At 73.6% G+C, this 21342-nt stretch carries 21 protein-coding genes; 7 read left to right on the top strand and 14 right to left on the bottom strand.

Going from position 1 to position 21342, the window contains the following annotated elements; all coding sequences use genetic code 11:
- The first annotated feature begins 27 nt into the window (after window positions 1-27).
- Entirely contained in the window at window positions 28-987 is a 960-nt protein-coding gene (gene coaA / locus D4B81_RS04745) for a type I pantothenate kinase (RefSeq protein ID WP_122261436.1), read from the top strand.
- Between the two features lie 49 nt (window positions 988-1036).
- On the opposite strand, the gene D4B81_RS04740 is transcribed toward coaA, so the two are convergent.
- The 7 genes from D4B81_RS04740 to D4B81_RS04710 all read right to left on the bottom strand — a co-directional run bounded on the left by D4B81_RS04740 (window position 1037) and on the right by D4B81_RS04710 (window position 8008).
- Window positions 1037-1846, bottom strand: a complete 810-nt coding sequence (locus tag D4B81_RS04740; RefSeq protein WP_237565815.1) for a DUF1206 domain-containing protein — start codon at window positions 1844-1846, stop codon at window positions 1037-1039.
- An 82-nt stretch (window positions 1847-1928) separates the two neighbouring features.
- Window positions 1929-2864 (bottom strand): aggregation-promoting factor C-terminal-like domain-containing protein, encoded by a 936-nt coding sequence (locus D4B81_RS04735; protein ID WP_122261313.1) that lies wholly within the window; start codon window positions 2862-2864, stop codon window positions 1929-1931.
- Between the two features lie 240 nt (window positions 2865-3104).
- Complete coding sequence (locus tag D4B81_RS04730; protein WP_237565814.1) at window positions 3105-4460, bottom strand: PhoH family protein; 1356 nt, start codon at window positions 4458-4460, stop codon at window positions 3105-3107.
- A 332-nt stretch (window positions 4461-4792) separates the two neighbouring features.
- Entirely contained in the window at window positions 4793-5560 is a 768-nt protein-coding gene (locus tag D4B81_RS04725; RefSeq protein WP_097187261.1) for an amino acid ABC transporter ATP-binding protein, read from the bottom strand.
- The gene (locus D4B81_RS04720; protein ID WP_097187262.1) at window positions 5560-6354 is read right to left on the bottom strand and encodes an amino acid ABC transporter permease; all 795 of its coding nucleotides are present in this window, start codon (window positions 6352-6354) and stop codon (window positions 5560-5562) included. Before D4B81_RS04720 ends, D4B81_RS04725 begins: the two co-directional genes overlap by 1 nt.
- Before the next feature lie 34 nt (window positions 6355-6388).
- Window positions 6389-7216 (bottom strand): transporter substrate-binding domain-containing protein, encoded by an 828-nt coding sequence (locus D4B81_RS04715; protein WP_122261312.1) that lies wholly within the window; start codon window positions 7214-7216, stop codon window positions 6389-6391.
- Between the two features lie 27 nt (window positions 7217-7243).
- The gene (locus D4B81_RS04710; protein WP_122261311.1) at window positions 7244-8008 is read right to left on the bottom strand and encodes an isoprenyl transferase; all 765 of its coding nucleotides are present in this window, start codon (window positions 8006-8008) and stop codon (window positions 7244-7246) included.
- A gap of 194 nt (window positions 8009-8202) precedes the next feature.
- On the opposite strand from D4B81_RS04710, the gene trhA reads away from it, so the two are divergent.
- A complete protein-coding gene (gene trhA, locus D4B81_RS04705; protein WP_122261310.1) occupies window positions 8203-8922 on the top strand; it encodes a PAQR family membrane homeostasis protein TrhA in 720 nt (239 codons plus the stop codon).
- Between the two features lie 45 nt (window positions 8923-8967).
- Here trhA and D4B81_RS04700 read toward each other — a convergent pair whose 3' ends face one another.
- Together D4B81_RS04700 and mca are read right to left on the bottom strand one after the other, a co-directional pair.
- Window positions 8968-9243 carry a hypothetical protein gene (locus tag D4B81_RS04700; RefSeq protein ID WP_122261309.1) on the bottom strand — a complete coding sequence of 92 codons (276 nt, stop codon included), beginning with the start codon at window positions 9241-9243 and terminating at the stop codon, window positions 8968-8970.
- The gene (mca, locus tag D4B81_RS04695; RefSeq protein ID WP_122261308.1) at window positions 9240-10283 is read right to left on the bottom strand and encodes a mycothiol conjugate amidase Mca; all 1044 of its coding nucleotides are present in this window, start codon (window positions 10281-10283) and stop codon (window positions 9240-9242) included. Before mca ends, D4B81_RS04700 begins: the two co-directional genes overlap by 4 nt.
- Window positions 10284-10377: 94 nt before the next feature.
- Between mca and D4B81_RS04690 the strand changes: the two genes are divergently transcribed.
- Complete coding sequence (locus D4B81_RS04690) at window positions 10378-10866, top strand: DUF4307 domain-containing protein (protein ID WP_161964986.1); 489 nt, start codon at window positions 10378-10380, stop codon at window positions 10864-10866.
- A gap of 57 nt (window positions 10867-10923) precedes the next feature.
- Here D4B81_RS04690 and greA read toward each other — a convergent pair whose 3' ends face one another.
- The 4 genes from greA to D4B81_RS18710 all read right to left on the bottom strand — a co-directional run bounded on the left by greA (window position 10924) and on the right by D4B81_RS18710 (window position 14587).
- On the bottom strand, window positions 10924-11418 hold the full coding sequence (greA, locus tag D4B81_RS04685) for a transcription elongation factor GreA (RefSeq protein WP_097187269.1): 495 nt from the start codon (window positions 11416-11418) through the stop codon (window positions 10924-10926).
- 157 nt (window positions 11419-11575) lie between these two features.
- Window positions 11576-12805 (bottom strand): threonine ammonia-lyase, encoded by a 1230-nt coding sequence (gene ilvA / locus D4B81_RS04680; protein WP_237565813.1) that lies wholly within the window; start codon window positions 12803-12805, stop codon window positions 11576-11578.
- 34 nt (window positions 12806-12839) lie between these two features.
- On the bottom strand, window positions 12840-14255 hold the full coding sequence (locus D4B81_RS04675) for a glutamate mutase L (RefSeq protein ID WP_122261305.1): 1416 nt from the start codon (window positions 14253-14255) through the stop codon (window positions 12840-12842).
- Window positions 14252-14587: a hypothetical protein gene (locus D4B81_RS18710; RefSeq protein ID WP_122261304.1), complete on the bottom strand. Its 336-nt coding sequence runs from the start codon at window positions 14585-14587 to the stop codon at window positions 14252-14254. The genes D4B81_RS04675 and D4B81_RS18710 overlap by 4 nt, the downstream gene beginning before the upstream one ends.
- Window positions 14588-14661: 74 nt before the next feature.
- Between D4B81_RS18710 and msrA the strand changes: the two genes are divergently transcribed.
- Window positions 14662-15333, top strand: coding sequence for a peptide-methionine (S)-S-oxide reductase MsrA (gene msrA / locus D4B81_RS04665; RefSeq protein ID WP_097187270.1), 672 nt, complete (start codon window positions 14662-14664; stop codon window positions 15331-15333).
- Between the two features lie 46 nt (window positions 15334-15379).
- Here the strand turns inward: msrA and D4B81_RS17975 are convergent, their stop codons facing one another.
- Window positions 15380-16240, bottom strand: a complete 861-nt coding sequence (locus D4B81_RS17975) for a hypothetical protein (protein ID WP_161964985.1) — start codon at window positions 16238-16240, stop codon at window positions 15380-15382.
- Window positions 16241-16410: 170 nt separating this feature from the next.
- Here D4B81_RS17975 and D4B81_RS04655 point away from each other — a divergent pair, with 170 nt between their 5' ends.
- From D4B81_RS04655 to D4B81_RS04645, 3 genes are read left to right on the top strand one after another with little or no spacing between them, the layout of a single operon-like run.
- Entirely contained in the window at window positions 16411-17433 is a 1023-nt protein-coding gene (locus D4B81_RS04655) for a 3-oxoacyl-ACP synthase III (RefSeq protein WP_122261303.1), read from the top strand.
- A gap of 7 nt (window positions 17434-17440) precedes the next feature.
- Entirely contained in the window at window positions 17441-20146 is a 2706-nt protein-coding gene (locus D4B81_RS04650) for an alpha/beta fold hydrolase (RefSeq protein WP_237565812.1), read from the top strand.
- Complete coding sequence (locus D4B81_RS04645) at window positions 20146-21135, top strand: NAD-dependent epimerase/dehydratase family protein (protein ID WP_122261301.1); 990 nt, start codon at window positions 20146-20148, stop codon at window positions 21133-21135. The genes D4B81_RS04650 and D4B81_RS04645 overlap by 1 nt, the downstream gene beginning before the upstream one ends.
- Window positions 21136-21342 lie beyond the last annotated feature (207 nt).

The raw sequence follows: 21342 nt of genomic DNA, 5'->3' as shown, positions 1-21342 counted from the left end.
GATCCCGACTCTGCCAGAATGCGGCGCATGGGTTCCTCGGGCAACGGTGCCAGCATCCCCTCGCCCTACGTCGAGCTGGACCGTGACGACTGGGCACGGCTGCGGGAGGAGCACCCGATGCACCTCGACGCGGCCGACGTCGAGCGGATCCGCGGCCTGGGGGACCGCCTCGACATGGACGAGGTGGAGCAGGTCTACCTGCCGATCAGCCGGTTGCTGTCCTTCTACGAGGAGGCGACCGCGCGCCTGCACCAGGTGACCGGCGACTTCCTCGGGGAGCGCCCCGAGCGGACCCCGTTCATCATCGGCGTGGCCGGCTCGGTGGCGGTCGGCAAGTCCACGACGGCGCGCATCCTCGCCGAGCTCATCTCGCGCTGGGACTCCCGGCCGACGGTGGACCTCGTCACCACCGACGGGTTCCTCTACCCCAACGACGTGCTGACCCGCCGCAACCTGATGGCCCGCAAGGGCTTCCCGGAGTCCTACGACCGGCGGGCGCTGCTGCGCTTCGTGGCCGAGGTGAAGGCTGGCAAGGCCGAGGTCAGCGCCCCCGTCTACAGCCACCTCGTCTACGACATCATCCCGGGCGAGCGGATCGTCGTCCGGCAGCCGGACGTGCTCGTCGTCGAGGGGCTGAACGTGCTCCAGCCGCCGCAGGCCCACACCAACGGCCGGGCGGGGCTGGCGGTCAGCGACTTCTTCGACTTCACGGTCTACGTCGACGCCCACGCCGGCGACGTCAAGCGCTGGTACGTCGAGCGCTTCCTGTCGCTGCGCCAGACCGCCTTCGCCGACCCGGAGTCGCACTTCCACCGGTATGCCTCGCTGAGCGACGACGCCGCCGTCGACATCGCGGAGAACATCTGGGAGTCCATCAACGCGCCCAACCTCGTCGAGAACATCCTCCCCACCCGCAGCCGCGCGACCCTCGTCCTGCTCAAGGGCCCGGACCACAAGGTGGACCGGGTCCGGCTACGCCGTCTGTGACCCGCCCGCCCACGCTTACCCCGAGGCCCGCTCCGGCGCGCCGCCGAGGTCAGAGGTCGGCGTAGCGGGCGCGCGCGAAGCTGTAGAGACCGTAGAGGACCAGCCCCAGCGCGACCGCCAGCAGGAGGGCGGTGCCCAGCGGCTGCTCAGCCAGCAGCTTGAGCGCCCCGTCCATCCCGGTCGACTCCTCGGGGTCGGCCTGGACAGCCGCGAGCACGAACAACCCGCCCACGATCGCGAGCGCGAGGCCCTTGGCGGCATACCCCGCCATCCCGCTGACGACCACGCCGCGACCCACCTTCCCCCCGCCCGTGGTCCGCAGGTCCTCCAGGAAGGTCTTCGCCACGCCCTTGTAGACGTGGTAGGCACCGACCCCGATGACGGCGACCCCCACCAGCCCCACGACGACCCGTCCCAGAGGGGCCTCCATCAGCCGCGCGGTGAGGTCGCTGCTGGTCTCGCCGCTGTCGCTGGACCCGCCCAGGGCGAAGGTGAGCGTGGTGGCTCCCAGGGCGGCGTAGAGCACCGCCTTGGCCGCTGCCTTGACCCTGTCCTTCACCTCGCCGCCGCCGAAGGCGGCCTCGAGCGCCTGCCAGACCGCCAGCGCGGCGAACCCGACGACGCAGCCCCACAGGAGGAACACCCCGGCGGGGGCGTCGCGCAGCGCGCCGAGGGCCCCGCCCTGGTCCGCCTCTCCCCCGCTGCCGAGGGCGACGCTCGCGGCGATCCACCCGATGAGCAGGTGCACGAGGCCGCTGGCGGCGAAACCGACCCGCGCGAGACGCTCCAGCCACGGGTGGTCGGAGAGTCTGCGGGCCGCGCGCTCCGCGCCGGCCCCGGTGTCGCGGAGGTCATTCACAGGGCTAACCATCGCAAACCCCCGGCCGCAGTGCGACCGGGGGTTTGCGGAGTATGCCGAGGTGCCGGCCGTCCGGGTCGGCTCAGTACCAGTTGACGGCCTCGGAGTGGGCCCACGCACCGCACGGGTTGCCGTAACGGCCCTGGATGTAGTTCAGGCCCCAGGTGATCTGGGTGACCGGGTTGGTCTGCCAGTCGGAGCCGACCGTGGCCATCTTGTTGCCGGGCAGGGACTGGGGGATGCCGTAGGCGCCGGACGAGGCGTTCATGGCGAGGTGGTTCCAGCCGGACTCGCGCTGCCAGAGGGAGTCGAGGCAGCCCCACTGGTCGTCGCCCCAGCCGTAGCTGCCGAGCATCGAGCGGGCGATCGAGCGGGAGTCGCCGGAGTAGACCGGGGTCGACGCCGGTGCGGGGGCCGGCGCGGGTGCCGGAGCCGGGGCCGGGGCGGCCTCGCGGGCCGCGGAGCGCGAGGCCTGCTCGGTGGCGGTGCGCTCGGCGGCGGCCTGCGCCGCGGCCGACTCCTCGGCCGCACGGGCGGCGGCGGCCTGCTCGGCCGCCTCCTCGGCGGCCTTCTCGGCGGCCTTCGCCGCAGCAGCCTCCTCGGCGGCGCGGGCGGCGGCGGCCTCCTCGGCCTTGCGCTGGGCGATCGCCTCGTCCTGGCCCTTGACGGCGTCCACACCGCTGCGGGTCAGGGACGCCGAGGCCCCGAGCGACTCGGCGCCCTGCCGGGCGCGCAGCTCGCGGGCCTCGGCGTAGGCGGCCCGCGCCTCGGCGCCGGCGTCGGCGCTACGGCTCGACACGGCGTCGGTGGCCAGGTCGGGGTCGATCCGGCTGATCGCGGCGGTCAGGCCGGACGTGTCCGGGGCCGCGGCGTTCGTGCTGACGGCGTAGCCGGCCACGAGCAGCGACGTCGCGGCGATGCCGGCCGTCACGGCCGCCGCGGGACCGCCGAGGCGGCGACGCGGGCGATGGCGGGCGTTCGGGTCGTGCAGGGGTTCGCGCACAGGGGTGTTCGACATGGGGCTACCTCTCGGAGATCGGCGCACCGCACGCTCCGGGGGAGCAGGTCCCGCATCCTGTCGCGGGACCGCACAGGGACACCCGGATGGGGGACTGGCGGCGTTACCAAATCGTGATCAAGTTCCTCCACGATGCCCGCCGAACCCCCGGGAGGTCAAACCGAGACCCGCCCAGGTGGTCAAGGTCACACCCTGGGGACGCCTCCCGACCGCGTCATCGGCCACCTGCGTCCCAGGAGATCACACCAGACCCGCAGTTCCCTCCAGCATCTCGGTGACGAGAGCGGCGATCGGGCTGCGCTCGCTCCGCGTCAGGGTGACGTGCGCGAAGAGAGGATGCCCCTTGAGCGCCTCGATGACGGCGGCGATGCCGTCGTGACGCCCCACCCGCAGGTTGTCCCGTTGGGCGACGTCGTGGGTGAGCACCACCCGCGAGCTCTGGCCGATCCGGGACAGCACGGTCAGGAGCACGTTGCGCTCCAGCGACTGCGCCTCGTCGACGATGACGAACGCGTCGTGCAGGGACCGCCCCCGGATGTGGGTCAGGGGCAGGACCTCGAGCATGTCGCGGTCGAGGATCTCCTCCACGACCTCCTTGGAGACGACCGCGCCGAGGGTGTCGAAGACCGCCTGGGCCCACGGGCCCATCTTGTCGTTCTCGCTGCCCGGCAGGTAGCCGAGCTCCTGCCCGCCGACGGCGTACAGCGGGCGGAAGACGATCACCTTGCGGTGCTGCCGACGCTCCATGACGGCCTCGAGCCCCGCGCAGAGCGCGAGCGCGCTCTTGCCGGTCCCCGCCCGGCCACCGAGGCTGAGGATGCCGACGTCGGGGTCGAGCAGGAGGTCGAGGGCGATCCGCTGCTCGGCGGAGCGGCCGTGCAGCCCGAACGCGTCACGGTCGCCTCGGACCAGGCGCACGCTGTGGTCGGGCGCCACGCGACCCAGCGCGCTGCCCGAGGGACCGAGGACCGTGAGCCCGGTGTGCACGAGCAGCTCGCGGGCCTCGGGGTGCTCCAGCCGCCCGTGCTCGTAGAGCGTGTGCATACCCTCGTCGTCCACCTCCAGCTCGGCCATCCCCGTCCAGCCGCTCTCCACGGCCAGCTCGGCGCGGTACTCCTCCGCGTCGAGGCCCACCGCGGACGCCTTGACCCGCATCGGCAGGTCCTTGCTGACCACCGTCACGTCCTTGCCCTCGGCGGCGAGGTTGGCGGCGACCGCCAGGATGCGCGTGTCGTTGTCCCCCAGCCGGAAACCGGCGGGGAGCGCGTCCGGGTTGCTGTGGTTCAGCTCCACGTGGACGACGCCGCCGGCGCCCCCGACCGGCACCGGCTCGCTCAGCGTGCCGTGCTCGACCCGCAGGTCGTCGAGGAGGCGGAGCGCCTGACGGGCGAAGTAACCCAGCTCCGGGTGGTGCCGCTTGGCCTCCAGCTCGGTGATGACGACGACGGGGAGCACGACCTCGTGCTCGGCGAAGCGCTGCACGGCGCGCGGGTCCGACAGGAGCACCGAGGTGTCCAGGACGTAGGTCTTCAGGCCGGTGGGCGGCGCCCCGTCGGCGCCGGGCGTCGCGACGGGGGTGCGGGTGGTGGTCGTCATCGAGGCTCCCTGCTGGCACGCGCCCTCACGGTGACGTGCCGTTCGTCGGAGTGGGACCGGGACCGGACCACGCCATGGGAACGAGGAGCCGGTGCCGGCCCTCCGTCCGAAGCGTGAGCTCCATGTGGTGGGCCTCCCGAGACGAGGACGGGGCGTCCTGGCGTCTGCTCCGACGGTATGCCGTGACCCGCGTCACGCCTGGACGACACGGCGACGAGCAGCGGGCGTGTCGCCGAACGGGCGGTGAACGTCAGGGTGATCCGGGGCTGGTGGGTCGCAGGTGGCAGGAGGGGCCGCTGAGGCGCCGAGCGCGTGCGGCATACCTGGAGGCTCTAGAGCACCTTGGACAGGAAGGACTGGGTGCGACGGTGCTGGGGGTCGTTGAGCACCTGCACGGGGTCACCCTCCTCGACGATGACGCCACCGTCCATGAAGACGAGCTTGTCACCGACCTCGCGGGCGAAACCCATCTCGTGCGTGACGACCATCATCGTCATGCCGTCGTGCGCCAGGGCGCGCATCACGTCGAGGACGTCGCCGACGAGCTCCGGGTCCAGCGCCGACGTGGGCTCGTCGAAGAGCATCATGTCCGGGTTCATCGACAGCGCCCGGGCGATGGCCACGCGCTGCTGCTGACCGCCGGACAGGTGCGCCGGGAAGGCGTGGATCTTGTCGGCCAGCCCGACCTTGTCCAGGTTCTCCCGCGCGATCGTCTCGGCCTCCGCCTTGCCCCGCTTCTTGGCACGCTGCTGGGCGATCGTCAGGTTGCGCAGCACGGTCATGTGCGGGAAGAGGTTGAACTGCTGGAACACCATGCCGATGCGCGAGCGGACCTTGTCCAGCTCGGTGTCGGGGTCGGTGATGTCGATGCCCTCGACGAAGATCTGTCCCGACGTCGGCTCCTCGAGCCGGTTGACGCACCGCAGCAGCGTGGACTTGCCCGAGCCGGAGGGTCCGACGACGCACACGACCTGGCCGTGATCCACCGAGAAGTCGATCCCGGTCAGCACCTCGTTGTCGCCGAAGCTCTTGTGCAGGTCCCGCACCTGGATGGCCGGGGCACGCTCGTCGATCGTCTGCGTGGGGTGCAGCTCCTCCATCACCGGCTCCTCTTCTGCTTGCGTTCCATCCACGCGACCAGCTGGGTGAGCGGCAGCGTGATGGCCAGGTAGAGCAGCGCCGCGAACACCAGGCTGGTCGCCGTCCCCGCCGAGGGCCCCGAGCTCATCAGATTGCGCGCCGCCACCGTGAGCTCCTGCTGGCTCGCCGCCATGCCCAGGACGAACAGCAGGGAGGTGTCCTTGAGGAGGATCACCAGCTCGTTGGTCAGCGGCGGGATCACGATCCGCAGCGCCTGGGGCATCACGATCGAGGCCATCGTCCACGAGCCGTTCATGCCCAGCGAGCGGGCCGCCTCGGTCTGCCCCTTCGGCACCGCCTCGATGCCGGCGCGGATCGTCTCGGCCATGTAGGCCCCGGCCACCATCATCAGCGCGACCAGACCGGCGCCGACCACCCCGCCCGGGGGCCGCCAGCCGAAGGCGATCGGCACGCCGAAGCCCATGAAGAGGATGACGACGATCGCCGGGAGCCCCCGGAACAGCTCGATGTAGCCGGTGGCCAGCCAGCGGAAGGGCGCGACCGGGGCGAGCTTCATCAGCACCAGCACCATGGCCAGCACGAAACCGCCGGCGAAGGCCACGACCGTGTAGAGGATCGTGTTCTTGGCCGCCACCAGGATCATGGCGCGCCAGGTGCCGGTGAACCCCTCCCTCAGGAAGAAGTTCGCCGTGATCGCCTCCCAGTCCGCGAGGAGGGCGACGACGACGACGATCACCACGAAGACCGCGTACAGGGACAGGGTCAGTGCGCGTTCGCGCGCTCTGCGTGTCATGTCGCCGCCTCAGTCCTCGTCGTGGGGGCCGGACTCAGGAGTCGCTGGTCTGGGCGGCGTCGTCGACGGCTGCCTCGGAGAAGTACTTCTCGTAGAGGTCGTCGTAGGCGCCGCTGTCCCGCAGCTCGGACAGCTGGCCGTTGACCGCCTCCACGAGCGCGGCGTTGTCCTTCCTCATCGCCAGGCCGTAGGTCTCCTCGGTCGAGAACTCCTCCACGATCTCGAAGTCACCGCCGGCGGTGTGCACGAGGTTGACCGGGAGGTCCTGGAGCAGCGCGTCGACCTGACCGGCCTGGATGGCCTGGTACATCTCGGCGTCGCTGGGGAAGCTGATGACCTCCGCACCCGAGGCGTTCTCGTTGGTGTAGGCCTCACCGGTCGTGCCCTGCTGGACACCGACGCGCTTGCCCTCGAGGTCGGCGATGGAGGCGACGTCGGAGCCCACGGGGACGAGCAGCGACTGCTTGGAGTCGTAGTAGCCGTCGCTGAACGCCAGGTTCGCCTGGCGCTCCTCGGTGATCGTCATGGCCGAGGCGGCGAGGTCGCACTCGCCGGCGTTCAGGGCCAGCCCGGACTGCAGACCGTCGAAGGAGGAGTCCTTGACGGCCAGCTCCAGGTCGAGACCGTCGGCGACGGCCTGGACGATGTCGATGTCGAAGCCGGTGAAGCCCGACGGGGAGGACTCGTCGAAGTCCTCGAACGGCGGGTACGGGACGTCGGAGCAGACGGTGAGGGTGCCGTCGGCGACCAGGTCGAGCTCACCCGCCCCGGCGTCGCCGTCCCCCTCCTCGGACCCGCAGGCGGCGAGGGCGAGCATCGCCGCGGTGGCGACGGACAGGGTGCGGAGCGATCGCAGGTTCATAGCAGGGCAGACTATGCCCATTCCCGGTCAGGAGCCGAAGCGGCGCTCCCGCTCGGCGTAGGCCCGCAGCGCACGGACGAAGTCCACCTCGCGGAAGTCGGGCCAGTAGGCCTCGCAGAAGTAGAACTCGCTGTGCGCGCTCTGCCACAGCAGGAACCCGCCGAGCCGCTGCTCCCCCGACGTCCGGATGACCAGGTCGGGGTCCGGCTGCCCCTTGGTGTAGAGGTGCGCGGCGATGTCCTCGACGGTGACGGTGCTGGCGAGGTCCTCCAGGGTGCGCCCCTGAGCGGCGGCCTCCTCGAGCATCGAGCAGACGGCGTCGGCGATCTCCCGCCGGCCGCCGTAGCCGATGGCGACGTTGACGACCATGCCGGAGACGTCGGCGGTGCGGGAGGCCGCCTCCCCCAGGCGCGCGGCGGTCTCCGGGGGGAGCAGGTCCAGGGCCCCGACGACCCGGACCTGCCAGCGCCGGGTCTGGGAGAGGTCGGTGACGACACCCTCGATGATCCCGAGCAGGGGTTCGAGCTCGGAGGGCGGCCGGTTGAGGTTGTCGGTCGACAGCAGCCAGAGGGTGACGACCTCGACCCCGGCCTCCTCGCACCAGCCCAGGAACGGGGCGATGTTGTCCGCCCCCGCGCGGTGCCCGTCGGCCGACGCGGCGCCCCGCTCGCGGGCCCACCGGCGGTTGCCGTCGAGCATGACGCCGATGTGCCTGGGCAGCTGCTCGGCGGGCAGCTGCCGCCGCAGCGACGAGGTGTAGGCCCGGTAGACCAGGTCCCGCGGCGTCTGCATGCGCCAAACCTATCCCTCCACTCTGGACGTCGGCCGTGGGCGGGCCACCCCCGGCACCGGCCACCCACGTGAGTGGCGCGCGCACGTCATACCTCGCCCGGCCGGGCACCGGCCACGCACCTGAGTGGCGTGCGCCCGTCCCGCGCCTGACCTACGGTTCCGTAACCTACGCCACCGTAAGTTACCCTTGACCCATGAACCGCGCGTCCGAACCCGCCCACGAGAGGGCCAGCTCGGCCGGTGAGGTGCTCGAGGCCGTCGTCGAGCAGGTCAAGCCGCACCTGCGCGGCTGGCTGCACCTCGGCATGGTCCCGGTCAGCATCGTGCTGTCGGTCGTCCTCGTGCTGCTCACCCCGACCACGCCCGGCCGGCTCGCCGCCGTCATCTTCGGCATCACCGCGGTGCTGCTCTTCGCCACGTCCGCCGCCTACCACCGGGGCCGGTGGTCACCGCGAACGGCCGGCGTCCTCAAGCGGTTCGACCACGCCAACATCTTCCTCATCATCGCGGGCACGCACACCCCGTTCGCGGTGCTGCTGCTGGCCCCCGACCAGCAGCGGACCCTGCTGACGGTGGTGTGGGCCGGGGCGATCGCGGGCGTCCTCTTCCGGGTCTTCTGGGTCGGCGCGCCGCGCTGGCTCTACACGGTCGTCTACGTCGCCCTCGGCTGGGTCGCGGTGTTCTACCTGGTGCCGTTCTGGCGGGCCGGCGGCCTCGTCGTGGTCGCGCTGATCGCGGCCGGCGGGCTGCTCTACACCCTCGGCGCGCTGGTGTACGGCCTCAAGCGCCCCAACCCCTCCCCGCGGTGGTTCGGCTTCCACGAGGTCTTCCACGCGTTCACCGTGGCGGCCTTCTCCTCGCACTGGGCCGCGGCGCTGCTCGCCGCCCTCGGTCTGCACGCCGCCACGGCCTGACGCGGCCCGAGCGATCGACGGTCCGAGCGCGTCGGGAGCGGGCCGTCAGGCCAGCGGGTCGGGCTCGTCCGCCCGCGGTCCGGCCACCGGTCCCGACGTCGGCGCGGCACCGGCAGCGCCGGTAGCACCACTCGCGCTGCCGGCTCGCGGCGCCTCGGCGGCGTCCTGACGGAGGGCGGCGAGCCGCTCCTCCTCGCGCAGCCGCATGCGGCGCAGCCGGCGGGTCAGGTCGCGGCCGAGCACCCACACGGCCAGGCCCAGGGCGAAGACGACGAGGAACCCGCCGAGGCCGGCGGTCAGCTCGACACCGGTGCTGTTCATTCGGCGTGCCCCTCCTCGGAGCGCATGTCGTCGCGGCCGTCGCCGTCCGCGTCCTGGCTGCGGGTGGACCGCGCCTCCTCGTCGACGGCGCCGGGAGGCGTCGTCGCGTAGGCGAGGACCAGCTCACCGGACGGGTCGCGCCGGGGTGCGCGACGGCATACCCCGTCGAGGTCGTCGAGGCCGCGCAGCCCCCCGAACAGGTCGTCCTCCGGCAGGTCGACGGGGACGAGCGAGGCGGCCAGCTCGTAGTCCTCGAAGGGCCACTCCTGCCGCTGCACGTCCATCGGCACGGTGAACCAGCTGCCGTCCGGGTCGACCTGCGTCGCGTGGGCGCGCAGCGCGTCGTCGCGGGCCTCGAAGTGGTTCTCGCAGCGCACCTGGGTGGTGATCGTGCGCCGGGGCCGGCTGTCGATGTTCTTGAGCCAGTCGGCGAACGGGGCCTCGTGACCGGCCCGCACCATGGCGTCGTTGAGCCGCACGAGACGCTCCGGGCTCCAGGCGTTGTAGTAGACCTTCAGCGGCTGCCACGGCTCGCCGGCGTGCGGGTATGCCGTGGGGTCGCCGGCGGCGCGGAACGCCGCCATCGTCACCACGTGGGTCATCACGTGGTCGGGGTGCGGGTAGCCGCCGTTCTCGTCGTAGGTGGTCAGCACGTGGGGGCGGAACTCGCGGATCACCCGCACCAGCGCCTCGGCGGTGACCTCCACCGGCTCGAGCGCGAAGCACCCCTCCGGCAGGGGTGGGAGCGGGTCGCCCTCGGGCAGCCCCGAGTCGACGAAACCCAGCCACGTGTGACTGACCCCGAGGATCGCCGCGGCCCTCGCCATCTCGTCGCGGCGCACCTGGGCGATGTCCCGCACGATCTGGGGGTCGTCCCGCATCTTCTCGTTGAGGATGTCGCCACGCTCACCCCCGGTGCAGGAGACGACGCGGACCTGCACCCCCTCGGCCACGTACCGTGCGGTGGTCGCGGCTCCCTTGGACGACTCGTCGTCCGGGTGGGCGTGCACCGCCATCAGTCGGAGTCCCTCGGTGGTCATGCGGCTCTCTCCATGTCGGACAATGGTCAGGCGCACCGTCAGGCGGTGCGCCGCACCCTCCATCCTCTCACCCGCCCGAGGACGTGACGACACCGTGACCACCCCGCCGCCCCCGCACGAGCCCCTCCGCACGGGGCCTCCCGCGCCCCGCGCGGACCAGGAGCCCTGGACGACGGAGGAGGACGAGGACGGGTGGCGGGCCTCGCGCCCGGAGGGTCACCGGAGGCTGTGGTGGTGGGTCGGCGGGCTCGGCGTCACGGTGATGGTCGCGCTCGCCGTGTGGTTCGGCGTCGCCGCGACCGCCGGACGCGTGCACTGGGTGTTCACGGGGCACGACGTCGTCTCGGCCACCCAGGTCGACGTCCGGTTCGACCTGCGCCGGGACCCCGCACGCGCCGTCGTCTGCGAGCTGGAGGCCCAGGACGGCAGCCACACGGTCGTGGGCCGCACCGAGGTGGAGGTCGGCCCGACCGCGTCGTCGCCGTCTCGCCACATCGGGTCCGTGCAGACGGCGACCGAGGCGGTCACCGGCTACGTCGACTCCTGCCGGTATGCCGACGAGGCGCCGCCCGCGGGGCGGTGAGCCCGGCGGACGACGCCTCGGTGGGTGGCGGGGGCCCGAGGCCCTCCGCCGCAGCAGTCAGGCCTTGTAGGGCGAGGCCTCGACGATCCGGACCTCGACCTGCTTGCCGGTCGGGGCCTCGTAGGTGACGGTGTCACCCGGCTTGTGGCCCATCAGCGCGGCCCCCAGGGGGGACTTCTCGCTGTAGACCTTCAGATCGTCGCCCTCGTTGATGATCTCGCGGGAGCCGAGGAGGAAGACCTCCTCGTCGCCGAACAGCTCGACCGTGACGATCATGCCCGGCTCGACGATCCCGTCGTCGGCGGGGGCGGTGCCGACGACCGCGTTCTGCAGGAGGTGCTCGAGCTGGCGGATGCGGGCCTCCATCTTGCCCTGCTCCTCCTTGGCGGCGTGGTAGCCACCGTTCTCCTTGAGGTCGCCCTCGTCGCGCGCCGCCTCGATGCGTCGCGCGATCTCTGTGCGGCCCTCCCCGCTCAGCTGGGCGAGCTCACCCTTGAGCCGCTCGTACGCCTCCTGGGTCAGGTAGCTGGCGTCGTTGGCAATCCCGGTCACGATTCTCTTCCTCCTTCGGCGTGCCTGGGACCCTTACGGCGCCCGCACTGGGCGGGCCCCGTCCCAAACACAAGGTCCGGGCACCTTCTGCCCGGACCGTGGTTGACCTACGAGTCTAGCCCCGAACGGCCGGGGAGTCGAGATGGGACGGACCCGCTCAGACCTGCTCGACCGTGTAGCTCCGGTCCTGGAGGGCACGCACGACCTCGGCGGAGTGGTCGTGGCCGGTGGTCTCCAGCGTCATCGAGATGGCCACCTCGTGGACCTTCAGCCCGACCACCCGCCGGTGGTGCTGGACCTCCAGCACGTTGCAGCGCAGCTCGGCGAGGAGGGCCAGCACGGCGGCCAGCTCGCCGGGTCGGTCGGGCACGCGGACGCGCAGCTGGAGGTAGCGCCCCGCGACCGTCAGGCCGGTCCGGATGATGCGCAGGAGCAGCAACGGGTCGATGTTGCCGCCGGAGACGACTGCGACGACCGGCCCCTCGTAGCGTCGCGCCGCGTCCTCCCCCAGGTCCATCAGGTGGGCGGTGGCCGCCGCGCCCGCCGGCTCGACCACCAGCTTGGCGCGCTCGGCGAGGAAGAGCACCGCCCGCGCGATGGAGTCCTCGCTCACCGTCTCGACGCCGTCGACCAGCTCCGCGACCAGGCCGAACGGGACGTCACCGGGCCGGCCGACCGCGATGCCGTCGGCCATCGTGCTCATCCTCCCCAGCGCCACCGGGTGCCCGGCCGTGAGGGACGGCGGCCAGGCGGCGGCCTCCTCGGCCTGGACCCCCACGACGGTGACCTCGGGGCGCAGGGCCTTGACGGCGGTGGCGATGCCGGCCAGCAGCCCCCCGCCACCGGTGCACACGAGGATGGTCCGCACGTCGGGCACCTGCTCGAGGATCTCCAGGCCGCACGTGCCCTGCCCCGCGACGATGTCCGGGTGGTCGAACGGCGGGATGAAGACCGCCCCGGTCTCCTGCTCGTGCCGGCGCGCCTCCTCGATGCAGTCGTCGATGGTGGTGCCCACCTGCACGACGGTGGCGCCGTAGCCCCGGGTCGCGGCCAGCTTGGGCATGGCGGCGCCGAACGGCATGTAGACCGTCGCCGTGATGCCGAGCAGCCGGGCGGCGAGGCCGACCCCCTGCGCGTGGTTGCCGGCGCTCGCGGCCACCACGCCGCGCCCACGCTCCTCCTCGGTGAGGCGGGCCATCCGGGTGTAGGCGCCCCGCATCTTGAACGACCCGGCACGCTGCAGGTTCTCGCACTTGAGGTGCACCTCCAGCCCGGTCCGCTCGCTCAGCGAGCGGCTCCGCTCCACCGGCGTGGGGGTGAGCACCTCCGCCAGCACCTCGCGGGCGGCGAGCACGTCGTCCAGGGTCACGGCGGGAGAGGTCGGCACGGAAGGGAGCCTAGTCCCGCCCCCCAGCGGGGCGTCAGACGATCCGGGCGGCGACCGCGCGGGCCAGGGCGGGGTGCGCGGGCGCCAGCAGTCCCGCCGCGAGGAGCAGGTATGCCGTGTCCACGCGGGTCCGCGCGTTCGCCGGCGGGCGCCACCCGCCGCCGTGGTCCGCCAGCACCGCGGCCAGCACGGCGTCGGCGTCGGCCTTGGGCGAGTGCCGCAGCACGCCGCCCGAGCCGACGAGGACGGTCACGTCCTGGAGAGGCCTCGGAGCCTCCCCGGGACCCCCAGGGCGACCGTGCCGACGGGCGGCCACGGTCGCCGCGAGCCGGGCCAGGGTGAGGTCGCGGGCGTGGTCAGCGTCGTCGGCGGGCAGCAGCCCCGGGTCCGTCGCGGCCCGCGCCACCCACGCGTCGAGGGCTGGTCCACCCGCAGCACCGAGCAGTCCCTCCGCCCGCGCCGACTCCAGCACCCCCGGCGCACCCCAGCGCATCCCGAGGTCGCCCTCGACCGTCCGGGCGTGCCACAGCGGTGCCACGACGTGCTTGCGCAGCGAGGCGTCCTCGCCCTGCGGGGTGAGCACGGAGTAGACGTCGGTGGTCGCCCCGCCCACGTCGACCACGAGCACGTCGCCGTCGACCACCTCGGCCAGCACCTCGACTCCGGAGAGCACGGCGTCGGGGGTGGCGGCCCGGACGAGGCGCGCGAAGCGGGGCCCCCGCGAGAGGCCCTTGCCCCCGATCACGTGCCGCAGGAAGACCTCCCGGATCGCGCGCCGGGCCGGACCGGGCTCGACCACGCCGATCCGCGGCAGGACGTTGTCGGTCAGCGTCACGCGTCGCCCCGTCGCGGCCAGCTCCGCGGCCACCTCCTCCCTCGCGTCCCGGTTGCCGGCGACCACGACGGGCGCGCCGACGCGGGAACGCGCCAGCCGGCGGGCGTTGTGGAGCAGGACCTCCGCGTTGCCGCCGTCGGTCCCGCCCACCAGGAGCACGACGTCGGGGCGGGCGGCGCGCAGCGCGGCGACGTCGGCCGTGCCCAGCGGACCCGCCGCCACGTGCACGACCTTGGCCCCGGCCGACAGCCCCACGCGCTGGCCGGCCTCGGCGGTGACCGCGCGTTCGTAGCCGACCACCGCGAGCCGCAGCCCGCCCCCGGCGCTGGAGCAGACGAGGACCCGGTCACGGTGCCGGGGGTCGAGGGGGTCGGGGACGTCGAGCCGCTCGCCGACCGTGCCGCCCCGTCGGTCGGTCCTTCCCGACCCGTCGGTCGCGGTGGTGAGGGGGTCGCGGACCGCGAGCGCACGGCATACCTCGATCAGCCCGTCGAGGACGTCCCGGCCGGGACCGACCGTGGTCGGCACCGCGGCCCGCGCGAGGAGGCTCCCCTCCTCCGAGACCAGGGCGGCCTTGGTGAACGTCGACCCGACGTCGGCGAGGAGGTAGGTCACACCAGGGCGAGGATCAGACCGACGACCAGCCACAGGGCGCCCACGGCGGCCAGGATGCCGCCCCAGAGCATCTGCCGCTGCGCGGCCAGGACCTTCCCGCGGTTGTTCTTCACACCGAAGCCGAGCTCGGTGCCGATGTCGAGCGAGCCGGGGGGCCCGCCGAACCCGCCGCGCAACCGGGTGGCCTCGCGGTGCTCGGCGCGGCCGCGCAGGTGGAGGAAGCCCCCGGCCAGGAGGAGCAGCAGCGGCAGGATCACGTAGACGAGCCAGTCGCTGCCGGCGAGCCCCTGCTCGACCGTGGCTGCGGGCAGGGCGTTCACGAGCGTCGGCATGACAGGCAAGGTGCCACAGCAGACCCGGTCGGCGCCACCGGACCTGCCCAGGAACGGGTGCGAGACTGGACGGTATGCAGACCAGCCACACCCTGCCCGGCCGGGCGCACCCGCTGCCCGGCATCCCGACCCACCACACGGTCCTCGGCACCTCGATGCACGGGCCCTGGCCGGAGGGGACCGAGGTCCTCCACGTCGCCATGGGCTGCTTCTGGGGCGCCGAGCGCATCTTCTGGCAGCTGCCCGGGGTGGTGACGACCGCGGCCGGCTACATGGGCGGCTCGACCCCCAACCCGACCTACCAGGAGACGTGCACCGGCCGGACGGGCCACACCGAGGCCGTGCTCGTCGCCTACGACCCGCGGCGCACGACTCCGGAGCTGCTGCTCAAGGCGTTCTGGGAGAACCACGACCCGACGACCCCGGACCGGCAGGGCAACGACCGCGGCACGCAGTACCGCTCGGCCATCTACTGGACGACGCCCGGCCAGGAGGCGGCGGCGCGGGCCACCCGCGACGCCTTCGAGAAGGTCCTCACGGCGGCGGGCCACGGCCGCATCGTCACGGAGCTGCGCCCGGCGGCCGAGGCCGGACCGTTCTACTACGCGGAGGACTACCACCAGCAGTACCTGCACAAGAACCCCGGCGGCTACTGCAACCACGGTCCGAACGGCTACACCTGCCCCGTCGGGCTGGTCCGTCAGGACGAGGTCCCGGCCCAGGCGGACGTGCTGCCGCCGTCCTGAGCGGTGCTGCGGCGGGGACGACCGGCCCCGCCGCAGCCGGCCCGGCTCAGCCGTCGGTGGACGTGCTGTCGTCCACGGACCCGCCGGGGCCCTGGACGATGTCCCCCTCGGCGGGCATCTCGATCTCCTGCTCCTCGCCCCAGTTGTCGGCCGTCATCTCGGTGACGACGCCGTCCAGCTCGAAGGCCAGCTTGCGCATGAGGTTGTCGTCGTCCAGCCAGACCTCGTAGACGAACTCCTCCCCGGCGGCCGAGGTGGCGGCCGCGGCGTCGTCACCGGTCACGCCGGCGGCGTCGAGGGCGGCGGCGCTGTCGACGGTCACCTGGTAGTGACGCATCGTCTGGCCGTCCACGTCCTCCTCGCCGACGTAGACGACCTTGCGTGCCGCCTCCTCCCAGGTGTCCATCTGGGAGGTGATGTCGACCTCCTCCAGGGCGCTCGCCGTGTCGCCGAGCTGCTCCGGCGGCACCTCCAGGTACTTCCCGTCGGGGGTGAGGCCGGCCATCGACATGAAGAGTCGCCCGTCGACCATCACCATCTCCATGGCGCCCGCGCCGGGGATCTCCATCTCCATGTCGAGCGCCGGGCTGTCGCCGGAGACGTCGACGGCGCCGTCCAGGGTGACGTCCTCACCACCCGTCCTCATGATCATCGTCATCGTGTAGGAGGACAGCATGGCCTCGCCGGGGGACTTCATCATCGCGACGAACTCGGTGGGGTCGATCTCCTCGCCCTCGGCCACCTCGGTCGCCTCGGTCGGCGTCTGCGTGGCCCCGGCGTCGGCGGCGGGCTGCGTCTGCGTCGCGCTGCTCTCGGCGACGGTGCCGTCGTCGGAGCAGGCGCCGAGCGTCAGCGTCAGCGCACCCGCGCTCAGCAGTCCCGCCCAACGGGTACGGATGGTGCTCATGGGTCTTCCTTCCCCTCTGGGTGGGGCCAGGGCGCGCCGCGAGCGCGCCTGCGGCCGGTACCGGGTCATCGTGACACACGCCCCTGGGGAGGACGTTCCGGTTCTGCCCAGGGCCGTGCGCTGTGATCGAATGACGCCCTACCCCCCTTCTGCTGCGAGGTTCCTCACCCGTGAACGGCAACGCCACCTTCCGCACCACCGACACCGCGGTGCTGTCCGTCGTCGCGGTCGACGCCCCGGTCGTCAAGACCTCGGCGGAGTTCGACGAGATCATCGGCGCCTCCTACGCCCGCAACGGCCTGCGTCCCGGGATGCTGGCCGCCCTGGCGGGCATCCGGGAGCGACGGTGGTGGGCCGAGGGTGAGGACTTCGTCGACGGTGCCATCGAGGCGGGCCGCCTCGCGATCGAGGAGGCCGGCATCGACCCGGGCCGGATCGGCCTGCTCATCAACACCTCGGTCAGCCGCAGCTACCTCGAGCCCTCGATCGCGGTGCGGGTCCACGCGGAGCTGGGCCTGGCGCCGAGCTGCCTGAACTTCGACCTGACCAACGCCTGCCTCGGCTTCGTCAACGGGATGCAGCTCGCGGCCACGATGATCGACGCGGGCCAGATCGACTACGCGCTCGTCGTCGACGGCGAGGGTTCCCGCGAGCCGCAGCAGCGGACCCTGGCCCGGCTGTCCTCCCCCGAGGCGACCTCGCACGACATCGTCAGCCAGTTCGCCACCCTCACGCTCGGGTCGGGAGCCGCGGCGATGGTGCTCGGGCGGTCGAGCGAGCACCCGGACGGCCACCGGGTGGTCGGCGGTGCCAGTCGCGCCGCCAGCGAGCACCACGACCTGTGCGTCGGCGACTTCGAGCACATGCGCACCGACACCCAGGGCCTGCTCATCGCCGGGATGGGGCTCGCCGCCGACCTCTGGAAGGCCGCGGCGGCCGACTTCGACTGGTCCGACATGGACCGTTACATCGTCCACCAGGTCTCCAAGGTCCACACCGGCCGCACCGCGGAGGCGCTGGGCCTGGACAAGAGCCGCATCCCCCTCACCTTCCCCACCTTCGGCAACGTCGGGCCGGCCGCGGTGGCCATCACCCTCGCCAAGGAGGCGTCCAGCCTGGAGCGCGGCGACCGGGTCCTCCTCATGGGGATCGGCTCGGGCCTGAACATGACCTGCCTCGAGCTGATCTGGTGAGGTGAGCGTGCCCGCGACGAGCCAGCACGTGCACGGCCCGGCGGGGCCCTCCGCCCACGACGCGGCCGGCCTGCCGCGACAGGGGCACGACCTCCCCGGCCTGGACCCGCGCTGGTCGCGGGTGGTCGTGGCGCCCGACGCCGAGGGGGTCAGCCGCAGCTGGCACGTGCTGGACACCGGTCCGCTCCTGGAGGAGCGCGGCGAGGTGGTGGTCGCCACGCTGCTGTGCGTGCACGGCAACCCGACCTGGTCCTACCTGTGGCGGCGGGTGCTCGCGCAGGCCCCGCCCGGCTGGCGCGTGGTCGCCGTCGACCAGCTCGGTATGGGGTACTCGTCCCGTCCGGAGGCGCCCCGCCGTCTGGCCCAGCGTGTGGAGGACCTCTCCCGGCTGACCGACGTGCTGGAGGTGTCCGGGCCGGTCCTGACCCTGGCGCACGACTGGGGCGGCCCCGTCAGCCTGGGCTGGGCGCTGCGGCACCGCGAGCAGCTGGCCGGCGTCGTGCTCACCAACACCGCGGTGCACCAGCCCGCCGACAGCGCCCCTCCGTCCGTCATCCGGCTGGCCCGGGCCCCCGGCGTGCTGGCCCGGGCCTGCCAGCGCACGCCGGCCTTCGTGCGGGCGACGACGGTGCTGTCCGTGCCGCCGCTGCCTCGGGAGGTGCGCGACGCGTTCGCCGCTCCCTACGCGACGCCGGGGCGCCGGGCGGCGGTCGCCGACTTCGTGCGCGACATCCCCTTCGAGGACCACCACCCCAGCCGGGGCACGCTCGACACGATCGCCGAGGGCGTGCGCGGCCTCGACGTGCCGGCGCTGCTCGTCTGGGGTCCCCGGGACCCGGTCTTCGGCGACCGGTACCTGACGGATCTCCTCGACCGCCTCCCCCACGCGGACGTGCAGCGCTACGCCGGCGCCTCCCACCTCGTTCTCGAGGACCGCCCCGAGGGGGTCGGGGTGATCTGGAGCTGGCTCGAGGCCCACCGACCGGGGACGACCACGAGGTCATCCGGACCGGCTGCGGCGCAGCGGGTCCCGATCACCGTCGACGACTCCGCCCCCGACCGGCCGGCCGTCGTCGAGCTGCGCCCCGGCGGACGCAGCGTGACCTTCGGCGAGCTGGCGGCGTTGGTCGAGGACGTCGCACGCGGTCTGGCGCAGCGGGGCGTGGGCCCCGGCGACCGGGTCGCGGTCATGGTGCCCCCCGGTGTCGAGCTCACCACCCTCGTCTACGCGCTGTGGCGGCTCGGGGCGGTCGTCGTGGTCGCCGACGCGGGGCTGGGCCTCGGGCGGCTCGGCGCGGCGCTGCGGTCGGCAGCCCCCAGCCTCGTCGTGGGCATCCGGCCCGCGCTCGCCCTCGCCGCCGCGAGCCGGGTCCGGGCGCGGCGGCTGCGGGTCGAGGTCGGCGGTCCCGAGCTGGAGGCGCTCGCCCTGCTCGGGCGCGGACTCAGCGGGGACGGGCCCGGGGGTTCCGGGGGCGCCGGCTCCGGTGCCGTGCCCGGGGACGCCGACGGGGCGGTGCTCTTCACGTCGGGGGCCACCGGCCCCCCCAAGGGCGTCGTCTACACCCGCGACCAGCTCGGCGCCCAGGTGGCCCTGCTGCGGGACACCTTCGACCTGAGGGCGGGCGAGCGCCTCGTGGCGGCCTTCGCCCCGTTCGCGCTCTACGGCCCCGCCCTGGGGCTCACCAGCGCAGTCCCGGACATGGACGTCACGGCGCCGCACACGCTGACCGCCACCGCGCTCGCCGACGCGGTCAGCGCCGTCGACGCCAGCGTCGTCTTCGCGGCCCCGGCAGCCCTGCGCAACGTGGTGGCGACCGCCGCGGACCTGGACGGCACCGGGCGCGACGGGCTGCGCGGGCCCCGGCTCGTCCTCTCGGCCGGGGCCCCCGTCCCCGTCGAGCTGCTCCGCCAGGTGCGGGCGGTGCTGCCCTCCGCGCAGACCCAGACGCCCTACGGCATGACCGAGGCGCTGCCCGTCGCCACCCTGGACCCCACCGCCCTCTCCCCCGCCGACACGGACGGTCAGGCCGGGGTGTGCGTGGGCACACCGGTGCCGGGTGTCGAGGTGGGGATCGCGCGGCTGGACGCGAACGGCATACCGGAGGAGGACCTGACCACCGCTCCCGGGACCGTCGGGGAGGTCGTGGTGCGCGGGGCGCACGTCAAGGACCGCTACGACCGGCTGTGGGCGCGGCAGGCCGCGAGCGAGCGGCCCGCGGGCTGGCACCGCACCGGTGACGTCGGCCACCTCGACGGTGCGGGGAGGCTGTGGGTCGAGGGGCGGCTCTCCCACGTGGTCCGGACGAGCGAGGGGCCGGTGACGCCCTACCCGGTCGAGGGACGGGTGCGGCAGGTGCCCGGGCTGGCGGAGGTGGCCGCCGTCGGCGTCGGTCCCGACGGGGTGCAGCAGGTCGTCGTCGTGGTCGTGCCCGAGGAGCGTCCCGGGGGCCGAGCACAGGCGCTGGGTGCACCGGCGGGGAGCGCGGTGCTGGCGCCGGCGGGCCTGGCGGCGGCGGTGCGCGCCGCCGCGGCGCCCGTCCCGGTGGCGGCGGTCCTGGTGCGCAGCTGGCTGCCCGTCGACGTGCGGCACGCCAGCAAGGTCGACCGCACGGCGCTGTCCGCGTGGGCCGACGGGGTGCTGCACGGCCGGACCGTCGGGCGCCGGCTGAGGGATCTGCTGCCCCACGGCGCACCGAGCAGGCGGAGCCGCTGATGGCGCGCTCGGTCCTGGTGACCGGCGCGAGCGGCATGCTCGGCGGCGCCGTCGCCGACCTGCTCGCCGCCCGCGGGGACGCGGTCACGGTCATGCAGCGGCGCAGCGCGGGAGGGAGGCACCGCGAGGTGCTCGGCGACGTCCGGCGGCGCGAGGACGTGCGCCGCGCGGTCGACGGCCAGGACGCCGTCGTCCACCTTGCCGCCAAGGTCGACGTGGTGGGCGACTGGATGGAGTTCGTGGACACCAACGTGCGGGGCACCGGTTACGTCGTCGAGGCGCTCCGCGCCCAGGGCGGCGGGCGGCTGGTCCAGGTCTCCTCCCCCTCGGTCACGCACACCGGGCGCTCGCTGGTGGGTGCGCCCGCCGGTCCGGCGACCCCGATGCGGGCGCGGGGGCACTACGCGCGGACCAAGGCTGCGGCGGAGCTGTTCGCGCTCAACGCCGACAGCCCCGAGCTGGCGGTCGTCGCGGTCCGGCCGCACCTGGTGTGGGGCCCCGGGGACACCCAGCTCGTCGGGCGGATCATCGACCGCGCGCGCCAGGGGCGCCTGGTGCTCGTGGGCCGGGGCACCGTCCTCATCGACACGACGTACGTCGACAACGCGGCGGAGGCCATCGTCGCCGCGCTGGACCGGGCCGAGGACGCGCACGGGCAGGCGCTGGTCGTCTCCAACGGCGAGCCACGACCCGTCGGCGAGCTGGTGGCGGACATCTGCCGCGCCGTGGGCGCACCGCCGCCCCGCGTGCACGTGCCGGTGCCGCTCGCCTGGGGGCTGGGGGCCGTCGTCGAGGGCGCCGTCGCGGTCGCGGACCGCCTCCCGCGGGTGCCGTCGATCACGCAGCCGCCCATCACCCGCTTCCTCGCCGAGCAGCTCAGCACCGCGCACTGGTTCGACCAGCGGCGCACGCGCGAGGTGCTGCGCTGGGCGCCGCGCGTGCGCCTGGACGAGGGCCTGGCCCGGCTTGCGGCCACCTCCGGTCGCTGAACCGTCCGCATCGCCTGTGCGCGATGGCCTGTGCGCGGCTGTCGTGTCACGCCCGTCGCCAGGGCGTTCGTCGTGGCACGACAGCCCGGCACAGGCATGTGACGCGAGCGGCACGGCACCCTCGGGGCCCGGACGCGCGCGCCTAGACTCCCGGCATACCGACCCGTTCCCAGGCGCCGACCACCCCCGGCGCCCGTCAAGGAGGAT

It is taken from the genome of Ornithinimicrobium cerasi (genome assembly GCF_003702705.1).
In the GTDB taxonomy this organism is placed as follows: Bacteria; Actinomycetota; Actinomycetes; order Actinomycetales; family Dermatophilaceae; genus Ornithinicoccus; species Ornithinicoccus cerasi.
The sequence above is the reverse complement of the archived record's forward strand: the minus strand, read 5'-3'. Positions and strand labels throughout refer to the sequence as shown.

What these genes read in the sequence shown, in the direction of transcription:
- trhA (WP_122261310.1), top strand. Translation starts at nt 8,203, where the DNA reads ATGAACCGCGCGTCCGAACCCGCCCACGAGAGGGCCAGCTCGGCCGGT.
- msrA (WP_097187270.1), top strand. Translation starts at nt 14,662, where the DNA reads ATGCAGACCAGCCACACCCTGCCCGGCCGGGCGCACCCGCTGCCCGGC.
- D4B81_RS04645 (WP_122261301.1), top strand. Translation starts at nt 20,146, where the DNA reads ATGGCGCGCTCGGTCCTGGTGACCGGCGCGAGCGGCATGCTCGGCGGC.
- D4B81_RS04720 (WP_097187262.1), bottom strand. Translation starts at nt 6,354, where the DNA reads ATGACACGCAGAGCGCGCGAACGCGCACTGACCCTGTCCCTGTACGCG.
- mca (WP_122261308.1), bottom strand. Translation starts at nt 10,283, where the DNA reads ATGACCACCGAGGGACTCCGACTGATGGCGGTGCACGCCCACCCGGAC.
- D4B81_RS18710 (WP_122261304.1), bottom strand. Translation starts at nt 14,587, where the DNA reads ATGCCGACGCTCGTGAACGCCCTGCCCGCAGCCACGGTCGAGCAGGGG.
- D4B81_RS04735 (WP_122261313.1), bottom strand. Translation starts at nt 2,864, where the DNA reads ATGTCGAACACCCCTGTGCGCGAACCCCTGCACGACCCGAACGCCCGC.
- D4B81_RS04715 (WP_122261312.1), bottom strand. Translation starts at nt 7,216, where the DNA reads ATGAACCTGCGATCGCTCCGCACCCTGTCCGTCGCCACCGCGGCGATG.
- D4B81_RS04700 (WP_122261309.1), bottom strand. Translation starts at nt 9,243, where the DNA reads ATGAACAGCACCGGTGTCGAGCTGACCGCCGGCCTCGGCGGGTTCCTC.
- D4B81_RS17975 (WP_161964985.1), bottom strand. Translation starts at nt 16,240, where the DNA reads ATGAGCACCATCCGTACCCGTTGGGCGGGACTGCTGAGCGCGGGTGCG.
- D4B81_RS04730 (WP_237565814.1), bottom strand. Translation starts at nt 4,460, where the DNA reads ATGACGACCACCACCCGCACCCCCGTCGCGACGCCCGGCGCCGACGGG.
- D4B81_RS04725 (WP_097187261.1), bottom strand. Translation starts at nt 5,560, where the DNA reads ATGGAGGAGCTGCACCCCACGCAGACGATCGACGAGCGTGCCCCGGCC.
- D4B81_RS04710 (WP_122261311.1), bottom strand. Translation starts at nt 8,008, where the DNA reads ATGCAGACGCCGCGGGACCTGGTCTACCGGGCCTACACCTCGTCGCTG.
- coaA (WP_122261436.1), top strand. Translation starts at nt 28, where the DNA reads ATGGGTTCCTCGGGCAACGGTGCCAGCATCCCCTCGCCCTACGTCGAG.